This is a genomic window from Solicola agrisoli (assembly GCF_049059935.1).
In the GTDB taxonomy this organism is placed as follows: domain Bacteria; phylum Actinomycetota; class Actinomycetes; order Propionibacteriales; family Nocardioidaceae; genus JAURVT01.
Genome location: NZ_JBMGQR010000088.1, coordinates 1 through 16,211, shown reverse-complemented (window position 1 = coordinate 16,211; position 16,211 = coordinate 1). Strand labels below are relative to the sequence as shown.

At 69.4% G+C, this 16,211-nt stretch carries 17 protein-coding genes and 1 pseudogene; 9 read left to right on the top strand and 9 right to left on the bottom strand.

Features of this window, described 5'->3' with window-relative positions:
- The first annotated feature begins 263 nt into the window (after nucleotides 1-263).
- From ACI6PP_RS20505 to ACI6PP_RS20480, 6 genes are read left to right on the top strand one after another with little or no spacing between them, the layout of a single operon-like run.
- Nucleotides 264-1,445 carry a copper resistance protein CopC gene (locus ACI6PP_RS20505; protein WP_421113545.1) on the top strand — a complete coding sequence of 394 codons (1,182 nt, stop codon included), beginning with the start codon at nucleotides 264-266 and terminating at the stop codon, nucleotides 1,443-1,445.
- A complete protein-coding gene (locus tag ACI6PP_RS20500; protein WP_421113544.1) occupies nucleotides 1,442-2,026 on the top strand; it encodes a copper resistance CopC family protein in 585 nt (194 codons plus the stop codon). The genes ACI6PP_RS20505 and ACI6PP_RS20500 overlap by 4 nt, the downstream gene beginning before the upstream one ends.
- A 32-nt stretch (nucleotides 2,027-2,058) precedes the next feature.
- A complete protein-coding gene (locus tag ACI6PP_RS20495; protein ID WP_421113542.1) occupies nucleotides 2,059-2,628 on the top strand; it encodes a TlpA family protein disulfide reductase in 570 nt (189 codons plus the stop codon).
- Entirely contained in the window at nucleotides 2,621-3,142 is a 522-nt protein-coding gene (locus ACI6PP_RS20490) for a signal peptidase II (RefSeq protein ID WP_421113541.1), read from the top strand. The genes ACI6PP_RS20495 and ACI6PP_RS20490 overlap by 8 nt, the downstream gene beginning before the upstream one ends.
- On the top strand, nucleotides 3,139-4,737 hold the full coding sequence (gene lnt / locus ACI6PP_RS20485) for an apolipoprotein N-acyltransferase (RefSeq protein WP_421113539.1): 1,599 nt from the start codon (nucleotides 3,139-3,141) through the stop codon (nucleotides 4,735-4,737). Before ACI6PP_RS20490 ends, lnt begins: the two co-directional genes overlap by 4 nt.
- Entirely contained in the window at nucleotides 4,730-5,476 is a 747-nt protein-coding gene (locus ACI6PP_RS20480) for a cytochrome c biogenesis CcdA family protein (RefSeq protein ID WP_421113538.1), read from the top strand. The genes lnt and ACI6PP_RS20480 overlap by 8 nt, the downstream gene beginning before the upstream one ends.
- 343 nt (nucleotides 5,477-5,819) lie before the next feature.
- Here ACI6PP_RS20480 and ACI6PP_RS20475 read toward each other — a convergent pair whose 3' ends face one another.
- Genes ACI6PP_RS20475 through ACI6PP_RS20460 form a run of 4 tightly spaced genes read right to left on the bottom strand, consistent with a single transcriptional unit; the run spans nucleotide 5,820 to nucleotide 9,614 of the window.
- Nucleotides 5,820-7,820: a heavy metal translocating P-type ATPase gene (locus ACI6PP_RS20475; RefSeq protein ID WP_421113537.1), complete on the bottom strand. Its 2,001-nt coding sequence runs from the start codon at nucleotides 7,818-7,820 to the stop codon at nucleotides 5,820-5,822.
- A complete protein-coding gene (gene cmtR / locus ACI6PP_RS20470) occupies nucleotides 7,817-8,185 on the bottom strand; it encodes a Cd(II)/Pb(II)-sensing metalloregulatory transcriptional regulator CmtR (protein ID WP_421113535.1) in 369 nt (122 codons plus the stop codon). The genes ACI6PP_RS20475 and cmtR overlap by 4 nt, the downstream gene beginning before the upstream one ends.
- Nucleotides 8,186-8,229: 44 nt before the next feature.
- Nucleotides 8,230-9,186 carry a M56 family metallopeptidase gene (locus ACI6PP_RS20465; RefSeq protein ID WP_421113533.1) on the bottom strand — a complete coding sequence of 319 codons (957 nt, stop codon included), beginning with the start codon at nucleotides 9,184-9,186 and terminating at the stop codon, nucleotides 8,230-8,232.
- Entirely contained in the window at nucleotides 9,186-9,614 is a 429-nt protein-coding gene (locus ACI6PP_RS20460; protein ID WP_421113532.1) for a BlaI/MecI/CopY family transcriptional regulator, read from the bottom strand. Before ACI6PP_RS20460 ends, ACI6PP_RS20465 begins: the two co-directional genes overlap by 1 nt.
- A gap of 110 nt (nucleotides 9,615-9,724) precedes the next feature.
- Between ACI6PP_RS20460 and ACI6PP_RS20455 the strand changes: the two genes are divergently transcribed.
- Complete coding sequence (locus ACI6PP_RS20455) at nucleotides 9,725-11,092, top strand: peptidoglycan DD-metalloendopeptidase family protein (RefSeq protein WP_421113531.1); 1,368 nt, start codon at nucleotides 9,725-9,727, stop codon at nucleotides 11,090-11,092.
- Nucleotides 11,093-11,281: 189 nt separating this feature from the next.
- Here the strand turns inward: ACI6PP_RS20455 and ACI6PP_RS20450 are convergent, their stop codons facing one another.
- Nucleotides 11,282-12,067: a DUF3152 domain-containing protein gene (locus ACI6PP_RS20450; protein WP_421113548.1), complete on the bottom strand. Its 786-nt coding sequence runs from the start codon at nucleotides 12,065-12,067 to the stop codon at nucleotides 11,282-11,284.
- 138 nt (nucleotides 12,068-12,205) lie between these two features.
- On the opposite strand from ACI6PP_RS20450, the gene resB reads away from it, so the two are divergent.
- On the top strand, nucleotides 12,206-13,831 hold the full coding sequence (gene resB / locus ACI6PP_RS20445; protein WP_421113529.1) for a cytochrome c biogenesis protein ResB: 1,626 nt from the start codon (nucleotides 12,206-12,208) through the stop codon (nucleotides 13,829-13,831).
- A 232-nt stretch (nucleotides 13,832-14,063) separates the two neighbouring features.
- Here the strand turns inward: resB and ACI6PP_RS20440 are convergent, their stop codons facing one another.
- From ACI6PP_RS20440 to ACI6PP_RS20430, 3 genes are all read right to left on the bottom strand, one after another.
- Nucleotides 14,064-14,270: a hypothetical protein gene (locus ACI6PP_RS20440; protein ID WP_421113528.1), complete on the bottom strand. Its 207-nt coding sequence runs from the start codon at nucleotides 14,268-14,270 to the stop codon at nucleotides 14,064-14,066.
- Nucleotides 14,271-14,386: 116 nt separating this feature from the next.
- The gene (locus ACI6PP_RS20435) at nucleotides 14,387-15,196 is read right to left on the bottom strand and encodes an RNA polymerase subunit sigma-70 (protein ID WP_421113527.1); all 810 of its coding nucleotides are present in this window, start codon (nucleotides 15,194-15,196) and stop codon (nucleotides 14,387-14,389) included.
- 23 nt (nucleotides 15,197-15,219) lie between these two features.
- Nucleotides 15,220-15,288, bottom strand: a complete 69-nt coding sequence (locus ACI6PP_RS20430; protein ID WP_421113547.1) for a hypothetical protein — start codon at nucleotides 15,286-15,288, stop codon at nucleotides 15,220-15,222.
- 248 nt (nucleotides 15,289-15,536) lie between these two features.
- Here ACI6PP_RS20430 and ACI6PP_RS20425 point away from each other — a divergent pair.
- Nucleotides 15,537-15,998, top strand: a pseudogene (locus ACI6PP_RS20425) (SRPBCC domain-containing protein); the annotation flags it as partial.
- Nucleotides 15,999-16,015: 17 nt separating this feature from the next.
- Here the strand turns inward: ACI6PP_RS20425 and ACI6PP_RS20420 are convergent.
- The coding region (locus ACI6PP_RS20420; RefSeq protein WP_421113549.1) for a hypothetical protein at nucleotides 16,016-16,211 on the bottom strand (196 nt) is incomplete at its 5' end.

Below are 16,211 nucleotides of genomic sequence, written 5' to 3'. Positions count from 1 at the left end.
CTTCGCCACCTTCATGTTCAACTACGTCGGCGTCAACCTCTTCGTCCCCGGCCTGCACTCCTACTCCAAGTAGGGCGACGATCGATGCTGCCAAGACGACCTCCACGCCGTTGCGCTCGCGTCATCGAACCGTCCAATGGCTGCGGCGCCCCGGTGAGGGCAGAGGGCTGGACAGAACTACCTGCCGGCCGTCACGAGGACGCTGCCTCGACCACCGTCACGACACAGCCGCTGGTGCGCGAACCCGGCCCAGCCCAGCGGCAATGTCGCGCGCTCATCGCTGGGGGCGCGATGGCCGCACTGTCGACAAGCGCACTGCTCCTGATGTCACTGCCCGGGTCGGCCGCGTGGCTCGTCGGACCGGCCTGGTCGGTGCTCCTCCCCCTGCTGTATCGCCGTCGGCGCCCGGGGCGAGGTCTCAGCGTCGTGCTGGCAGCTGCGCTAGTGGGCCAAGGCCTGTTCCATCTGTGGTGCGTGGTCACCGAGTCCGGGCAGCTGAATGCCGAGGTCGGCGTCACCGTTTGGCACCTGGCCATTGCCGCCCTGTCCATCGGAGTGGTCCGGGTCGACAACAGCTCCTTGGCAGAGCACACGCTGTGCGCAGCAACTCGTCTCGTACGCACGAGCGACCCGGTTCCGCCCCCCGCGATGCCCAGGCCCTCGCTGCCCACGCGGTGGGCCCTCAGGGCCCCTGGTGCGATCGCTGCATCCGCGTGGTCCACGCGGGCGCCGCCGACGCTGCGCGGTACCTAACACCCCTGGCCACCCAACGTCCGGCTGCGTCCTGCGCGGCCATCCCGGAGTTCTGCATGCCTGTCCCCACCCACCGGTGGGCGCTGGTCGGAGCCGTCGCTACCGCGATCCTCCTGCTGGTTCCTGCTCCCACCGCATCAGCCCACGACTCACTGGTCTCCTCCTCCCCCGCCGCCGACTCCACCATCGATACCGCCCCCACGGAGATCCGCCTGCGATTCAGCGAGGAGGTCGTGCCCACCGCGCCGACCGTCGCCGTCTCCACCGCAGGAGTCGACCTTCCCGCCGCACAAGCCAGCACCGAGGGAACCTTGGTCACCCGGCCCCTGCCTGCGACGCTTGAGCCAGGCCGGTATGACGTCACCTGGCGGGTAGTGTCGTCCGACGGGCACGCAATCTCGGGAACCTTCACCTTCTCGTCCACGGACCCGGTCGCCCAGGCACCCGCACCGGCGCCAGCGCCAAGGTCGCCCACCATCGCGCCGACGGCGACTCCCCCCTCCCCCACCGTCGCCAGCTCTGCATCTGGTGACTCCGCGACAGCCTCACCGGCGCCGGACAACTCGGCGTACACCACCGGCATCTGGGTCGGCTCAGGTCTCCTGTTCGTCGCCGCTGCCGCGCTGACTGCCCCGGTCGCCTTGCGCCGGTACCGCCGACGCGGCACCACCACCGGCGGTGAGGGCACATGAACCGCGTCCTCACCGCCGCGGTGACCGCAGCCACGGTGGCGACGTGCTCGGTGCTTTGGACTACGTCGGCGCGCGCCGACACGGCGCTGGTCGAATCCGTGCCCACCATCGGCGCCGCAAGGGCTTCGGTGCCCGACCAAGTCACACTTCGCTTTGCCGATCCGGTCTCATCGGACGTCACCGTCATCGTGCAGCGACCCGATGGAACACTGGTTCCGACCGAGCAGAGCCGGGTCGTCGGAAGCACGGTGCGCACCGCGACCGCGACCGCGACCGCGACCGTGACCTCGACCGATGACACGGGCCGGTACGTCGTCTCCTACCGCGCAGTCAGCGCAGACGGTCACCCCGCCACGGGGCAGGTCCCCTTCCAGGTGGCCGCGGCGGGACCGTCGGCGCCTCGACCTTCCCCGACGGCAGGCGATGTCTCGGGCCGCAATGACCAGGCGGCGCCCGATGCTGCGCGGCAGGTCGCAGTAGCCGACGGTGACATGGCGTACCTGCTGCTTCTGGGCGTCGTGCTCGCGGCCATGGTCACCGGGTTGATCCTTGTCGCTGTGCGCACTGGGCACCCCCGATGAGCCGCCGACATGCACCGAGCGTTGTCGCGGCCGTGCTGCTGGCGCTGGTCCTGGCCGGCTGCGTCCCCGACGCCGAACGCGAGTCCACCTCTGCTGCACCCGCGACCGGTGGCGCTGGCTTCGTTTCCGGCGACGGGACCATCACCACGGTCGCAGCCGCCGAACGCAAGGACGCACCCAGGATCACCGGGACCGACCTGGATGGCAGACCCCTGGACACCGCCAGCTACGCAGACAAGGTGCTCGTGGTCAACGTGTGGGGGTCGTGGTGCCCACCGTGCCGCCGCGAGGCGCCGGTACTGAATAAGGTTGCCCGAGCCACCCAGGACAGGGGGGTGCAGTTCGTGGGGATCGCGGTCCGTGAGGAGGCGACGGCATCCAAGGCGTTCACCGACAAGCTCGACGTCCCCTACCCGTCGATCTCGGACCCCTCGAGCCAGCAGCTCCTCGGATTCTCCAATACCCTTCCGGCGATGGCGGTCCCCACGACCTACATCATCGATCGCGACGGTCGGGTCGCCGCGCGCATCCTCGACGAGGTCGAAGAATCCACTCTCACCGGCCTTGTCGACGACGTCCTGGCCGAGGCGCCCGGTGAGTGACCCCCGAGCCGACCTGCACACCCCGCGCGACTTTGACCACGACCACACCGCGACCCGTCGCGGGGTCACCGTGATGGTCGCGGCGGTGGGCCTGACCACGCTCGCCCTGGTGTTCAACGTGGTCGTGGAGCAACTGTTGTCTGGCACCGCGAGCATCGACCTGGGGCCACTGGAGCTGCGCCTGGGGTACAACCCCGGCATCGCCTTCGGGATGGGGTCGCACCTGCCTCGCGGCGTCATCACCCTGGCCACGGGGGCGATCACCGTCGCGATCGGCGTCTACGCGGTGTGGAGCACACCCCAGAATGGGGCCATCGCCCGCACCGGGTTCACCGCGCTGATCGCCGGTGCGGCCGCGAACGTGCTGGACCGCGCAGGTGACGGCGTCGTCACCGACTACTTCCACACCGGGTGGTTCGCCACCTTCAACCTCGCCGACGTCCTCATCACCGGCGCGGTCATCCTCATCGTCGCAGACAGCCTCCTGGCCGGTCGCCGCCAGGGCCGAACGTGACGACGCTGGCAGAGCGTGCAGACAGTGTCGCCACCTCCTTGACCCGCCTAGCACGTGCCGGGCGCCGGGCCTCGTGGGCCGGGGTGCTGGTCGGGGCCGGTTCGGCCGGGGCGCTCTGCGCGGCCGCATTCGCCCCCTTGCAGGTCCCGGCTGCGCCGGTGCTCGGAACCACCGCCCTCCTGGTGGTCCTTCGAACCGCCACGGTCCGCGAGGCCACCATCGCCGCCGCCACCGGCGTTGCGGCGCTCTTCGCCGCGACCTTCCTGGTGCCGACACTGTGGTGGATGCGCGTGGTCAGCGACGGCGCCTTCGTCGGCCTGGTCGTCGCGCAGATCCTGCTGGTCAGCGTGAGCGTGCTGACCGTGCGCTTGGTGCTGGTGCTCCGGTGGTGGCCGGTGTGGGTGCCGGCTGCGTGGGTGCTGAGCGAGTGGGTCCGAGGCAGCATTCCCTTCGGAGGCTTCCCCTGGGCGCGCCTGGGATACAGCGCGCTGGACACGCCCCTGGAGTCCTACGTTCGGATCGTCGGTGTCCCCGCGATGTCCGCCCTCGTCGTCGCGCTCGCATCAGCCCTGACGTTCGCGCTCGGTCACCGCACCCGAACCGCGGTCGTCGCCTCGGCGGCCGCGGTCCTCGCCACCGTATCCCTCGGGGCGGTCCTGCCGACCGGCCCAGCCGGCGCAACCGGTTCCAAGCAGATCGCCGTGGTTCAAGGAGACGTGCCCGTGCTCTTCGAGCCATGGCCACGAGGGCGGGTGCTCGAGATGCACCTGGAGGCGACCAGACGCTTGGCCCGCGCGGTCGCCGCCGGGACCCAACCGGCGCCCGACCTGGTCCTGTGGCCGGAGAACAGCCTGGACACCGACCCGCTGGTCAGCGGGGTCACCGGCAGCCGACTGTCAGCTGCTGCCACCGAGGTCGGCGCACCCATCCTGGTCGGCGCCATCCTGGACGGCCCGACTGACGCGACCGCGCGCAACGCCGGCATCGCGTGGACTCCCGACGGTCCCGGCGGGATCTACCTGAAGCAGAACCTGGTGCCGTTCGGTGAGTACGTGCCGTTCCGCCAGGCACTGGGCAATATCGTCCCGCGCTTCGACCGCGACGTCCCCCGCGACATGGTGCCAGGCACGACCTCCAACGTGGTCGACCTAGGCGGTGTCTCGGTTGGCGACATGCTCTGCTGGGACGTGGCACACGACGACGTTGTCCGGGACCTGATCAGTGCCGGCGCGCAGCTCCTCGTGGTCCAGACCAGCAACGCCAGCTTCACCGGAACCGCCCAACCGGCCCAGCAGTGGCAGATCAGCCGGCTGCGAGCGATCGAAGCCGGACGTGACGTCGCCGTCCCCTCCACGAACGGCATCAGCGGGGTCATCGACGCACACGGGGACGTGATCGCCCGCGCCCCTACCCAGAGGCCGGCCTACCTGTCCCTCTCGGTCACCCTGGCCGAGGGCGTCACCCCCGCTGTGCGTTGGGGCGGACTGATCCAGGGACTGCTGGTCGCGGCCGGGGCAGCCGGCGTGGCTCTCACACCCCTGACCCGACGGTCCGAGCGTCGACGACAGACAGCTTCCGGAAATATCTATGGGTGACTGGTTCGCCTCGGCGACGATCAGCGGCTCGCTCCTGATCGCGATCCCCGTCGCGATCCTGGCCGGGCTGGTCTCGTTCTTCTCACCGTGCGTGATCCCCTTGCTACCGGGCTACCTGTCCTACGCGACCGGTTTAAGTGGGGTCGACGCCGGCACGGCGAGCCGCGCCCGCGTCCTGGCCGGAACCGCTCTGTTTGTCGCGGGCTTCGGGGCGGTGTTCATCTCGTTCGGGACCTTGTTCGGCGCCATCGGATACCAACTCCTGGCCTACCAACGGCCCATGAACATCGTCCTCGGCTTCATCACGATCGCCCTCGGCCTGGTGTTCATGGGCCATCTGCGGTGGGCACAACGGGAGGTGCGAATCCACGCCGCGCCCCGCGTCGGCCTGCTGGCCGGACCCGTCCTGGGAGGGACATTCGCGCTCGGATGGACCCCCTGCCTGGGTCCGACCCTGACCGCGGTCCTCGCGCTGTCCTCCACCGAGGCGACTGCAGGACGAGGCGCGCTGCTCGCCCTGGCCTACAGCCTCGGTCTCGGCGTGCCCTTCCTGATCGCCGGCGCCCTGTCGGACCGGGCGATGGGTGCCTCGGCGTGGGCGCGGCGTCACCGCCGCACGATCAACCTGCTCGGCGGGGCAATGCTCGTCGCCGTCGGCATCGCCTTGGCGACCGGTCTGTGGGAGACGTTCGTGTTCGGTGTCCGCAGCTGGGTCTCGGGCTACCAGATCGGGATCTAACCTCCTCGGCGCAACCGGACCGCCGGGGTCGCAGCTGAGGGACCTGCGGCCGGGCTCTGCCGCGGGGGCGGTCCGTTCCGGCTCCGTCGGCCGCCCCAGGCACAGCTGTGGAGACCTGATGTGCTCATGCTGGCGCAGAAGAGTCGTACCTACGGTCAGGTCAGATCAGGCCTCGGCCGGCGGCGAACAGACGGTCAACTCTTCCCACTCGGCAGCGACTCACGGGCCGCACGTCGTGGACGGGGCGCGGCGGAGTGGGCCGGGTGTCAGCTAATGGCTGTCGACCCGATCGATCGGCCGGGCCCGAGCCCCACGGGAAGGGGTGCGAGCCCTGGCCGGAGCCTCACGCCGAGACGGACTGGCGCGGAGGGGTGATGGTCGCAGACCGGATCGGGGCGAGCTCGCGTCGCGGAGCGCGGGCAGCACGCAGACCGTTCAGGATCACGACGACCTCGGCCACCTCGTGCACCAGCACCACGCCGGCGAGCCCCAGCACACCGAACAGGGCCAGCGGGAACAGCACGACGATGATCAGCAGCGCCAAGACGATGTTGCCGGTCATGATTCGGCGTCCGCGTCGGGCGTGTGCCAGAGCCTGCGGGATGAGCCGCAAGTCGTTGCCGGTGAACGCGACGTCGGCTGACTCCACCGCGGCCGCGGTGCCGGTGGCGCCCATCGCGATCCCGACGGTGGCAGCGGCCAGGGCGGGGGCGTCGTTGATGCCGTCGCCAACCATCGCGGTCGGGCGCGTGCGGGACAGGGCCTCGATCGCGGCCGACTTGTCGCCGGGCATCTGCTCGGCACGGACGTCGGTGATCCCGACCTCTGCGGCCAGCGCATGTGCGGTGCGGGAGTTGTCGCCGGTCAGCATGACCGTCTCGATGCCGTCCGCGTGCAGCTGGGCCACCGCTGCCGACGCTTCGGGCTTGAGCTCGTCACGGATGCCGACGACGCCGGCCAGGTGACCGTCGACCTCGACGGCGGCGATGCTCATACCCTGCGACGTCATCGTCGCCACGTCGTCGTCGAGAGCGTCTACCGGCAGCCAGCGTGGGCTGCCGACCCTGACCTGACGTCCCGCGACCGACCCGCTCAGACCACGCCCCGGCTCCTCGTGCACGTCGTCCGCGTCCCGCGGGGCGGGCACCTGGGCGAGGAAGGCCGCCGCCAGCGGGTGCGTGCTGCTGGCCTCGAGCGAGGCTGCTAGGAGCAGCACCTCGTCTCGGGCGAAGCCTGCGGTGGTCCTCACGTCCACGACCTCAGGCTTGTTGCGGGTCAGCGTGCCGGTCTTGTCGAACGCGACCCGGCCGATGCCGCCGAGCTGCTCGAAGGCCTCTCCGGACTTGATCACGACGCCGAACTTGCTTGCCGCGCCGATGGAGGAGATGACCGTGACCGGCACAGCGATCGCCAGCGCGCACGGAGACGCGGCGACCAGCACCACCAGGGCGCGCTCGAGCCACAACCCGGGCTCGCCGACGGCGAAACCGAAGGCGACGATCAGTGCAGACACGATCAGGACCGCCGGCACCAGCGGGCGCGCGATCCGGTCGGCCAGCCGCGCACGGTCGCCCTTGCGGGCTTGGGCTTCCTGGACGAGACGGACAATGGTGGTCAGTGAGTTATCGCGCCCGGCAGCAACTGCCTGGACTCGGATGGTGCCGGTGCCGTTGATCGAACCGGCGGGAACCTGATCGGCCGGGCCGACTTCGACTGGGATCGACTCTCCGGTCACCGCCGAGGTGTCGATGCTGCTGCGGCCGGTGACGATCTCGCCGTCGGTCGCGACGCGCTCGCCAGCACCGATCACCAAGATGTCGCCGACCCGGACGTCGGCGGTCTTGACGACGACGTCACAGCCGAGCTGGGAAACTCTGGCGGTGTCGGGGATGAGTGACAGAAGCGCCTTGAGTCCATGCTTGGCACGGTCCATCGCGCGGTCCTCCAATGCCTCGGCGATGGAAAACAGGAACGTCAGTGCGGCGGCTTCGCCGACCCGGGCGAGGGCGATCGCCCCGACCAGGGCGATCGTCATCAACAGACTGACGCCGATCTTGCCTCTGCGCAGGCGGCGCAGCGTGCTCGGCACGAACGTCCAGCCGCCGGCCAAGATCCCCAGCACCCAGGCGCCGTTCGCTGCGGCGTCACCGGCGGTCAGCTCCAGGGCATAGCCCAGGACCAGGAACACCCCCGACAGGGCAGGCAGCGCCAGACCGCGGTCTTGGAACCACGGGGTGTACTCCTCGTGGTGGTCGGCATCGTGGTCGTCGCACGACTCCCCGGGCCCACAGCATGAGGTCGAGCCGGTCAGATCGTCATCGGACCCGCAGCAGGCGTCGCTCATGGGTGGGTCTCCTCGTCGATGGGGGCACAGCAGGTCGGCACGTCGCAGTCGTCGTCGGCGCACGGTTGACCGTCGTCGACGGCCAGCACGACTCGCACCAGCTCGTCCAGAGCTCGCACGACGTGGGCGTCGGCGATCTCGTAGCGCGTCTGGCGACCCTCGGGAGCTCCGACGACGATGCCGCACCCGCGCAAGCACGACAGATGGTTGGACACATTCGAACGCGTCAGGTCCAGATCGCGGGCCAGCTCGGCGGGATATCCCGGCGCGTCGAGCAGGCTCAGCAGGATGCGGGACCGCGTCGGATCGGCCATCGCCCTGCCGAGCCGGGCCATGACGTCGAGGCGCGAAGCAATGGTCAGCACACGCTGACCATACAGCGATTAGTGAACAGTAAGCAAGCCGAGATTCAGTGGACGGTACCGATCACGGCGAGGGCCGGAGCCATTGCGACGACGAACGGCAGGGCGGCCACGGCCAGACCGACCCATCGAGCAGTTCGGCGCACCCGGACCCGGTCTGCGTGGCTGTCACCGCAGCCAGCGATGAGGCGTCGAATCCTCTCCCCGGTCGCCGTCCCCACCACGCCCAGCACGGCAACTGGTTGCGAACGCAGGGGTCCATCGCTGAGGTCGAGGAGTGCGCGGGCCACCGTGCGACCGCCGCACGGATGGGAGGCGGCATCGTCGGCGGCCATCTCGCACAGTCGCCGAACCTGCAGCGAGTAGGACTTCATCAGCCCCACCTTCGAGGTGAGCCCGCGCACCAGATCGGCGACCAGCACCGAAAGATGGTGCCGCTGACTGAGGTGGGCACGCTCGTGCTCGATCGCAGCCATCACACCCGGAGCCCCCAGCGCGGCCAACGCACCGGTGCTGACGACGATGGGACGCGCGCGGGGCGGTGCGGAAAGACAGTAGACCAAGGCTGCGGGGTCACGCACCACGCGCACGTCCTCGCCCAGGTGCGGGTCCGACGGCTCGGTCTGGCCACTGAGGCACAGGTTGCGTCGGCGCCTGTCCCGACTCAGCCGCACCGCGGCCGTAGCTGCCAGGTAGATCACTGCCGCTACCAGCAGCAGGCCGGTGAAGTTCCAACCCGGCCCCAGGGTCAACCCACCGCTATACATCGAGTGCACCGCGTTGGGTCGCGCACAAATGAGCCATACCAAGCCGTGCTCGGTCAGGTCATGTGCGGTGAGCATCAGGGCTGCAGCGACGGCGAGGACGCATCCCGCGGCCGCCGAATGCCAGATCGTCACCGCTGCGCGCGGGTGGCGAGCCGGCCAGGCGGCGCCTGCGAGCTTGGTATTCCCGACCGTCCCGACCAGGACGGCGTAGAGCGCGAGCGCGCCGGCGACGATCATCAGGAACCGTCGGCCGGCGGCTGGTCCGGGCCGTCCAGTGCCGCCCGGAGTTCGGCGACCTCTTCGGCGCTGAGCTGCCCGGCGAAGTGAAGAAGGGCACCGTGCCGGTCGGTGGCGGTGTCGAGCACGTCGCTCATCCGACCGGCGGCGTACTGCTGACCGCTCACCACGGCCGTGTACTGGAACGACCGGCCCACCCGCTCGCGGCCCAGGAGGCCCTTGGCGCGGAGTCGCTCAGTGATGGTGATGACGGTGGTGTAGGCCAGATCTCGCTCGCTCGCGAGCGCCTCGACCAGCTCCCAGACCGTCACCGGGCGGTCGTGCTTCCAGACCTCGGCCATCACGGCCGCCTCGAGCTCTCCCACCTGACGCACGCGTTCCTCCCCGCCGTTGGTCTGATCAGAGCCTAGGTCATCGAAGCCGACCATGAAGCCCGTCCTCTACCGGATGTAGAACAACGTGCGCGCCCCGAGCTCGATCGGGTTATTTTGACATAGCGTAGAACTACTGTCTCCCCCGGTCGTGAAGGTTTGTGCCGATGATCCGTGCTGCTCGCACCCGACTCACCCTGGCCACGACCGGCGTCTGCGCGACGCTCGTCCTCACCCTCGCACCCCCGTCCCCGGCTGCCGACGAGGACCGCCTCGAGCAGCGGCGGCGGTCCTTGTCGGGGCAGATCTCGGGTGCCCAGCAGAGCATCGACGAGTCCAGCAAGGGGCTGGCGCGGGCCAGTGCCGCCCTCGACCGGGTTCAAGGCCAGCTGACGGCCGCGCAGACCACCTTGACCCGGACCCGTGGCCAGCTGGCTTCTGCGGCGGCCCAGGACCAGGAGATGGCTCGCCGTCTCGGCGTGGCCCAGCGCACGCTGATCACGGCGCGCCGGGACCTGCGAGCCGGTCGTCGGCAGCTCGAGGGCTCTGAGCGCACGGTCAAGCAGCAGACACTGACGTCCCTGGAGCAGGGCGACCCGGGCCTTCGGGCGATGGCCGCCCTGCTCAGTGGGTCGGACCCGTTGGAGTTCAACGAGCAGATGATGCTGGGCACGTCGGTCGCAGATGCCCAGCTGGCCACGATGGACCGGCTCGATGCTGCTCGGATCATGCTGGAGATGGCCCAGGACAAGGTCGAGTCGGCGCGCGACGAGGTCGCCGCCCAACGGGGCCGCGCAGCAGACAACCTCGCGCTCCGGAGGCGGCTCGAAGCCGCCGCCGAGCGTCAGACGTCCGCGGTCGGCGTCCTGGTCGCCGACGCGTCGTCGGCGCGGACCAAGGCCGAGAGTCTGCGGCAGGCCGACCTGGCCGAGCTTGGGCGCCTGGAGGGTGAGCGCACCCGGGTCAGCACCAAGCTCAGGGCGATCGCCCGCGCCGAGGCGGCCGAGGAGGCCCGCCAGGAGGCGAAGCGTCGCCGTGACCGCGCGCGCGCCAAAGCCGGCACCGGAGCCGGCCGAGACGACGCCGCCGCGCCGGCACCGCCCCGTCAGCGCGACGACTCTTCAGCGCCGTCGGGAGACGACAGCGCTCTTATCTACCCGGTGTCGAGCTTCATTACGTCGCCGTACGGGATGCGACTGCACCCGATCCTCAAGGTCCGCAAGCTTCACGACGGGACCGATTTTCGGGCCCCGTGCGGATCGCCGGTGAAGGCTGCCGCCACCGGCCGCGTCCTCGAGCGGTACTTCAACACCGCGTACGGCAACCGAGTGATCCTGTCCCACGGACGCAAGCGCGGGACCAGCGTCGCCACCACCTACAACCACCTGGCTCGCTCGATCGTCAGGGTCGGGCAGAAGGTACGCAGGGGCCAGACGATCGGCTACGCCGGAACGACCGGGTACTCCACCGGGTGCCACCTGCACCTGATGGTGCTCGAGGACGGGAACGTCGTGAACCCGATGAGGTGGCTCTGACCCATCTGCTCACGGGCGGTCGCGGCCCCGGGGTGCTCACTCCTCTCCGTTGGACCTCATCCCGAGCCAGATCAGGCCGAGCAGTGCGCCGAAGATCGCGAACAGCATCGCGAACATGGTCAGTACGTCGAAGATCGTCATCGAGGGTCCATCCGTGAAGTCGGTCGAGCGGGGGCGGAAGAGTGGTCGTCACGGCCACGGGTTGGGCCGGCACCGCTGCAGCCCCTTGGTCTGCTGGAGCATCACCGGCGCCGGCTGTCCCGGCGCCGGGCACGAGACGTGGCGTCGACCGAGGCGATGGCCCATCTCGTGGTTGACCAGATAGGTCCGGTAGCCGGCCAGGTCGGTCCCGTAACTGCGCGCACCCTTGGCCCAGCGACGGGCGTTGACCACCACGTCGAAGCCGTTGCGGCACGAGACTCGTCCGCGAGTCCTCAACGGCGCACAGAGCCGGTCGGTGGTCCGGGGAGAGGCGAGCACGACACGGGTCCTGGCCGTCGGCGTCCGGCGTAGCGCGACGCCGTCGACGCCTCCCCAACCGCGATCGTCTTGAAGGGTTCGGTCCACCGCGGCGGCGAAGTCCGACGCCTCGAACGGCAGCCCTTGCTCGACCTCGACCCGGTAGGCAAGAACATGCGCACCGTTCCCGACCCGTCGCGACGATCCCGCGGCTGCCTGGAAGCGGCCCGATCCGGCATCGGGGATGCCGATCCCGGTCGGCTCGACCACACTCGGCCGCGGCGTCGCGGACGGGGCACTGGTCGACGGGCCTGCCGGTTCCCGCGAGACCGCTCCCGGCTCACCGGCACCGGAGACCGCGGTGGGCGCCATCGCGGGTCGAGGGCCAGCGCCGAGCGGCAGGGCCGGCCCACCCACCACCATGACGGCAAGCACGATGACCCAGCCTGCACGGCGCTCGCGCCGGGCGTGCCGATGTCCCGCGAGGGTGCGCCGGCGGTGAGCGCTGTGCGACATCGCCACCTCCCGGCTCCGACTCAAAGTCCCACGCGCACCGGGGAACTACCCGGCACACCGTCATTCTACGCGTTGTAGAGTGAGTAAGTCGCCGCGTCGATCCGTGCCGCGGCGGTTCTCTTCCCGGATGGAGACCGCGTGACGAGCCCCAGCCCGCCACCGCTCTCACGGCGCGAGACGCTCAGGTGGGCCTGGCGTCAGCTCACCTCGATGCGCACGGCACTGTTCCTGCTCCTGCTGCTCGCCGTGGCGGCCATCCCCGGGTCATTGGTGCCCCAGCGGGGTGTGGACTCCCAGGCCTACTCGACGTTCCGTCTGCGCAACCCCGACCTGTCGCCGTGGCTGGACGCGCTGGGCATCTTCTCGGTCTACTCCTCGCCATGGTTCAGCGCGATCTACCTGCTGCTAATGATCTCGCTGGTCGGCTGCATCCTGCCCCGGGTGGCGGTGTACTACCGGGCGCTGCGAGCCAGACCGCCCAAGGCTCCCCGCAATCTCACGCGGCTCCCGGAGTCTCGGCAGTGGCACACCGACGCCGAGCCCGACGACGTGGTCGCCGCGGCCAGGACGGTGCTTCGCCGACGGCGGGCCCGAGTCGACGTCGTGGGCCACGAGGTGCGCGCCGAGAGCGGATACCTGCGCGAGGCCGGAAATCTGGTGTTCCACATCTGCCTGGTCGTGGTGCTGGTCGGTGTTGCCGGCGGGGGACTATTCGGCTATCGCGGCTTCGCGATCGTCACCGAGGGCAGTGGGTTCTCCAACGACCTGACCCAGTACGACGAGTTCACCCCCGGTGCACTGTTCGAGAACGAGGACATGCCGCCGTTCGCTCTCAGTCTCGACGAGTTCGACGCCCGTTTTCAGATGACCGGGCCGCAGCGCGGAGCACCCCGTTCGTTCAACGCCAGCGGGCGTTACACCCCGGCGCCCGGCGAACCCGAGAAGACCTTCGACATCGAGGTGAACCGCCCGCTCACCATTGACGGCACGTCGGTCTTCCTGGTCGGTCAGGGGTACGCCCCGATCATCAAGGTCACCGACGGCAACGGCGAGGTGGCCTTCGAGGGCGCGGTCCCGTTCCTGCCCGAGGACGCGACCTACACCTCCAACGGCGTCCTCAAGGTGCCTGATGCAGGTCCCGACGAGCTCGGCTTCCAGGGCTTCTTCCTGCCCACGGCCGTCACCGTCGGTGGAGCCGCGCCCGTGTCGGCGTTCCCCGCTGCGGCCAACCCCAACCTGGGACTGTTCGGGTACTACGGCCGGCTCGGGCTCGACGACGGCACACCGCAGTCGGTGTTCGTCCTGGACAAGTCGGACCTCACACAGATGACCAACGCCGACGGGACGCCGTACCGGATCAACCTGTCGCCGGGACAGGAAATCGAGCTGCCCGAGGGCCGTGGCACCGTGGAGTTCTCAGGGGTCAGGCAATTCGCGCGGCTGCGCATCGCGTCCTCACCAGGCATGTTGGTACCCCTATGGGGCACCTCGATCGGCGTGCTGGGACTAATGCTGTCCCTCAGCATCCACCCACGACGAGTCTGGGTCCGTGCGCGTCGTGACGGCGGCACGACCCTGGTCGAAGTCGCCGGGCTGGACCGCGTCGCCCGAGCAGACCTTACCGGCGACATTGACTCCTTGGTCTCAGACCTCCAGCAGCAGGCACCGACCTCGATCGCGTCGACCATTCCCTTGCGAAAAGGCGCAAGCCAAAGCCGCGAATTGGAACTGTCAAACCGTCCGGGACGGACCGACACTGCCTGATAGGACTCGAAGCGCGGTATCAGTGACGGCGGCGGCGATTTTGGTCGACCGAGGCGTCGACCGTCACCGGCGTAGATTAGCGGCACTGGGGCGGACGCCGACAAGTTCGCCAGCGGTTGAGGTGGTGCGATGGGCCCGGCGCGGCGAACAGACCCGTGAGGCTTGTCGGCGCGTCGGCGCGTCGGCGCGTCGGCGACGTCGTAGTGCTGGCCCTTCGAACGCACAGGCCGATTCACTCAAGCACTGCGACGCCGAGCTCGACAACCTCCCCGACTACCGGGTGACCTGCATCTTCGTCGACCGACGATATTGCGCACCACGCGGCGAGCCGCTTGAACTCCTCCAGCTTGCCCTGACGGATCATCATCCGGGCGGTGTCCCGGATCTCGTCGTCCCTTCTCCTGACATCGACACAGGCTAACCCTGCGTCAGAGGGCACGAGGAGGGCGCGACACACCTCTCGTGAGCGAGAACTGCCCCTCGCGAAGCAGGGCGTTCCTGGCCCCATCGACCACATCGACGTGTGAGTGAGGCATTCGAAATGCGACCCGCGGTTCAGTCGAGCGAGGCGGGCAAGCCGAAGGTCGCAAAGTGCTCGACGCCGATGAACGAGGTGACCTCGCTGATCAGGCCGTCGCGCAGGGTGAGGATGTTGATCGCCCACGCGTCGTAGGGACCGTTTTCCTGCGGCCGGAGGTAGGACGCGACGGCGCGCTGCGCGTTTGCCTCGACGACGCGGTGGTGCCAACTCCCACACGAGCCGAGGGGAACCGTGGCGGCGAACGCGGTGACGTCGACCAAACCCGCGTACCAGTGTGGCAGAGGCGGCATCGACCAAGTGACGTCCTGCGTGAACAGCGCGACCAGCGAATCGACGTCCCCGCGCTCAAGGGCGCTCGCATAGCCCGCGACGACCTCCCGCAGGTGGTCGTCTTCGATGAGGCGTAGCGTCTGCTGCTGGCTGCGTGGCGGCACCTTGGATGCGACCACAGCGCGCGCCCGCTGCAACGCGCTGTTCACCGAGGCCACTGAGGTGTCCATGACGGCGGCGATCTCGGCAGCCGAGTAGCTGAGAACCTCGAACAGGATTAACGCCGCACGCTGGTTCCCCGGCAGGTGCTGCAACGCGGCGACGAAAGCAAGCTCGACGGACTCGCGTTGCTCGAGCCTCTCCCCGGCCGACATCGCGTCTCTAAGCCCCGACGATGGGTACGGCCCGAGCCAGTCGACGTCGGTCGAGGGACGGTCGGCGGTCACGACCCGCTGGCTTGACGGACCGAGATCGACCGGCAGCGCACGTCGGTCCCGGCCACGAACCGCGTCGAGGCAGGTGCGAGTGGCGACGGTGCACAGCCAGCGGCGCACCGAACTACGCCCCTCGACCCCGTTTAGACCACGCCACGCGTTAGCAGCGCGTCCTGCAGGGCGTCCTCCGCATCGTGCGCAGATCCGAGCATCCGGTAACAGTGCGCGTGCAGCTCGCGACGCAGCGGCGCGACAAGCCGGTCGAACGCCACCTCATCACCCTGCCGAGCCCGGTCGAGGTCGGTGTCCGGCTGGTCCCCGCGAACGAGGTCCGCAGCGACGTCTTGATCTGCGACATCACCGTCGACCTAGGAGGCACCGATGAAACAAGCACCCATCCGCCCCGAAGACCTACCTCCACGCCCACCTGCGCGGCGCGGATGACTGCCAGGCTCGTCCGATGTGCTCGGCACGGGGTGGGCCGCCAAGGTCGAGAGGACGCCCGCCGGCCGCCGGTTCGCCGTCACCGCGATGCCCCCGGGCCAGGCGCCACACCGGCTATTACTGCAGCCGGCATCTACTGCAGCCATACGGAAGACCTGGACCGGCGAGACCGTCGGTGTCCACCCGACTGGGCGGCTCCCACTACGTTGTCAGATGCGACATCCTTGCTGTCACCGTGTGTGGGTCCGCATCCTTCGACTCAGTTCAGGCCAGCACACCCCAGCAGGAAGTCCCGATGACCAACTCAGAATCACGAGACGAGGCCCGGGGAGTTCTCCGAGTCACCGCAGACACCGGTGTCGTTCAGTTGGAACACCGGGTCCACGCGCGAATTGAGGACGTGTGGTCGGCCCTCACTGACCCCGACCGCCTTGATCAGTGGCTGGGGGACGTCCGGGGCGACCTGCGCGTCGGGGGCCGGGCGCACGGCCGATATCACGCCAGCGGGTGGGAGGGCACGTTGCACATCCTCCGCTGCGACCCCCTCACCAACTCGTTCTCTCCACCACGTCTACGGGCGAGCCCGACGGCGAGGTGGAGGTGACACTCCACACCGACGAGCACGGCACCAGGCTCGTTGTCGAAGACCGGGGCCTTCCCCTTGATCACCTCGCCGCCTACGGCGCCGGCG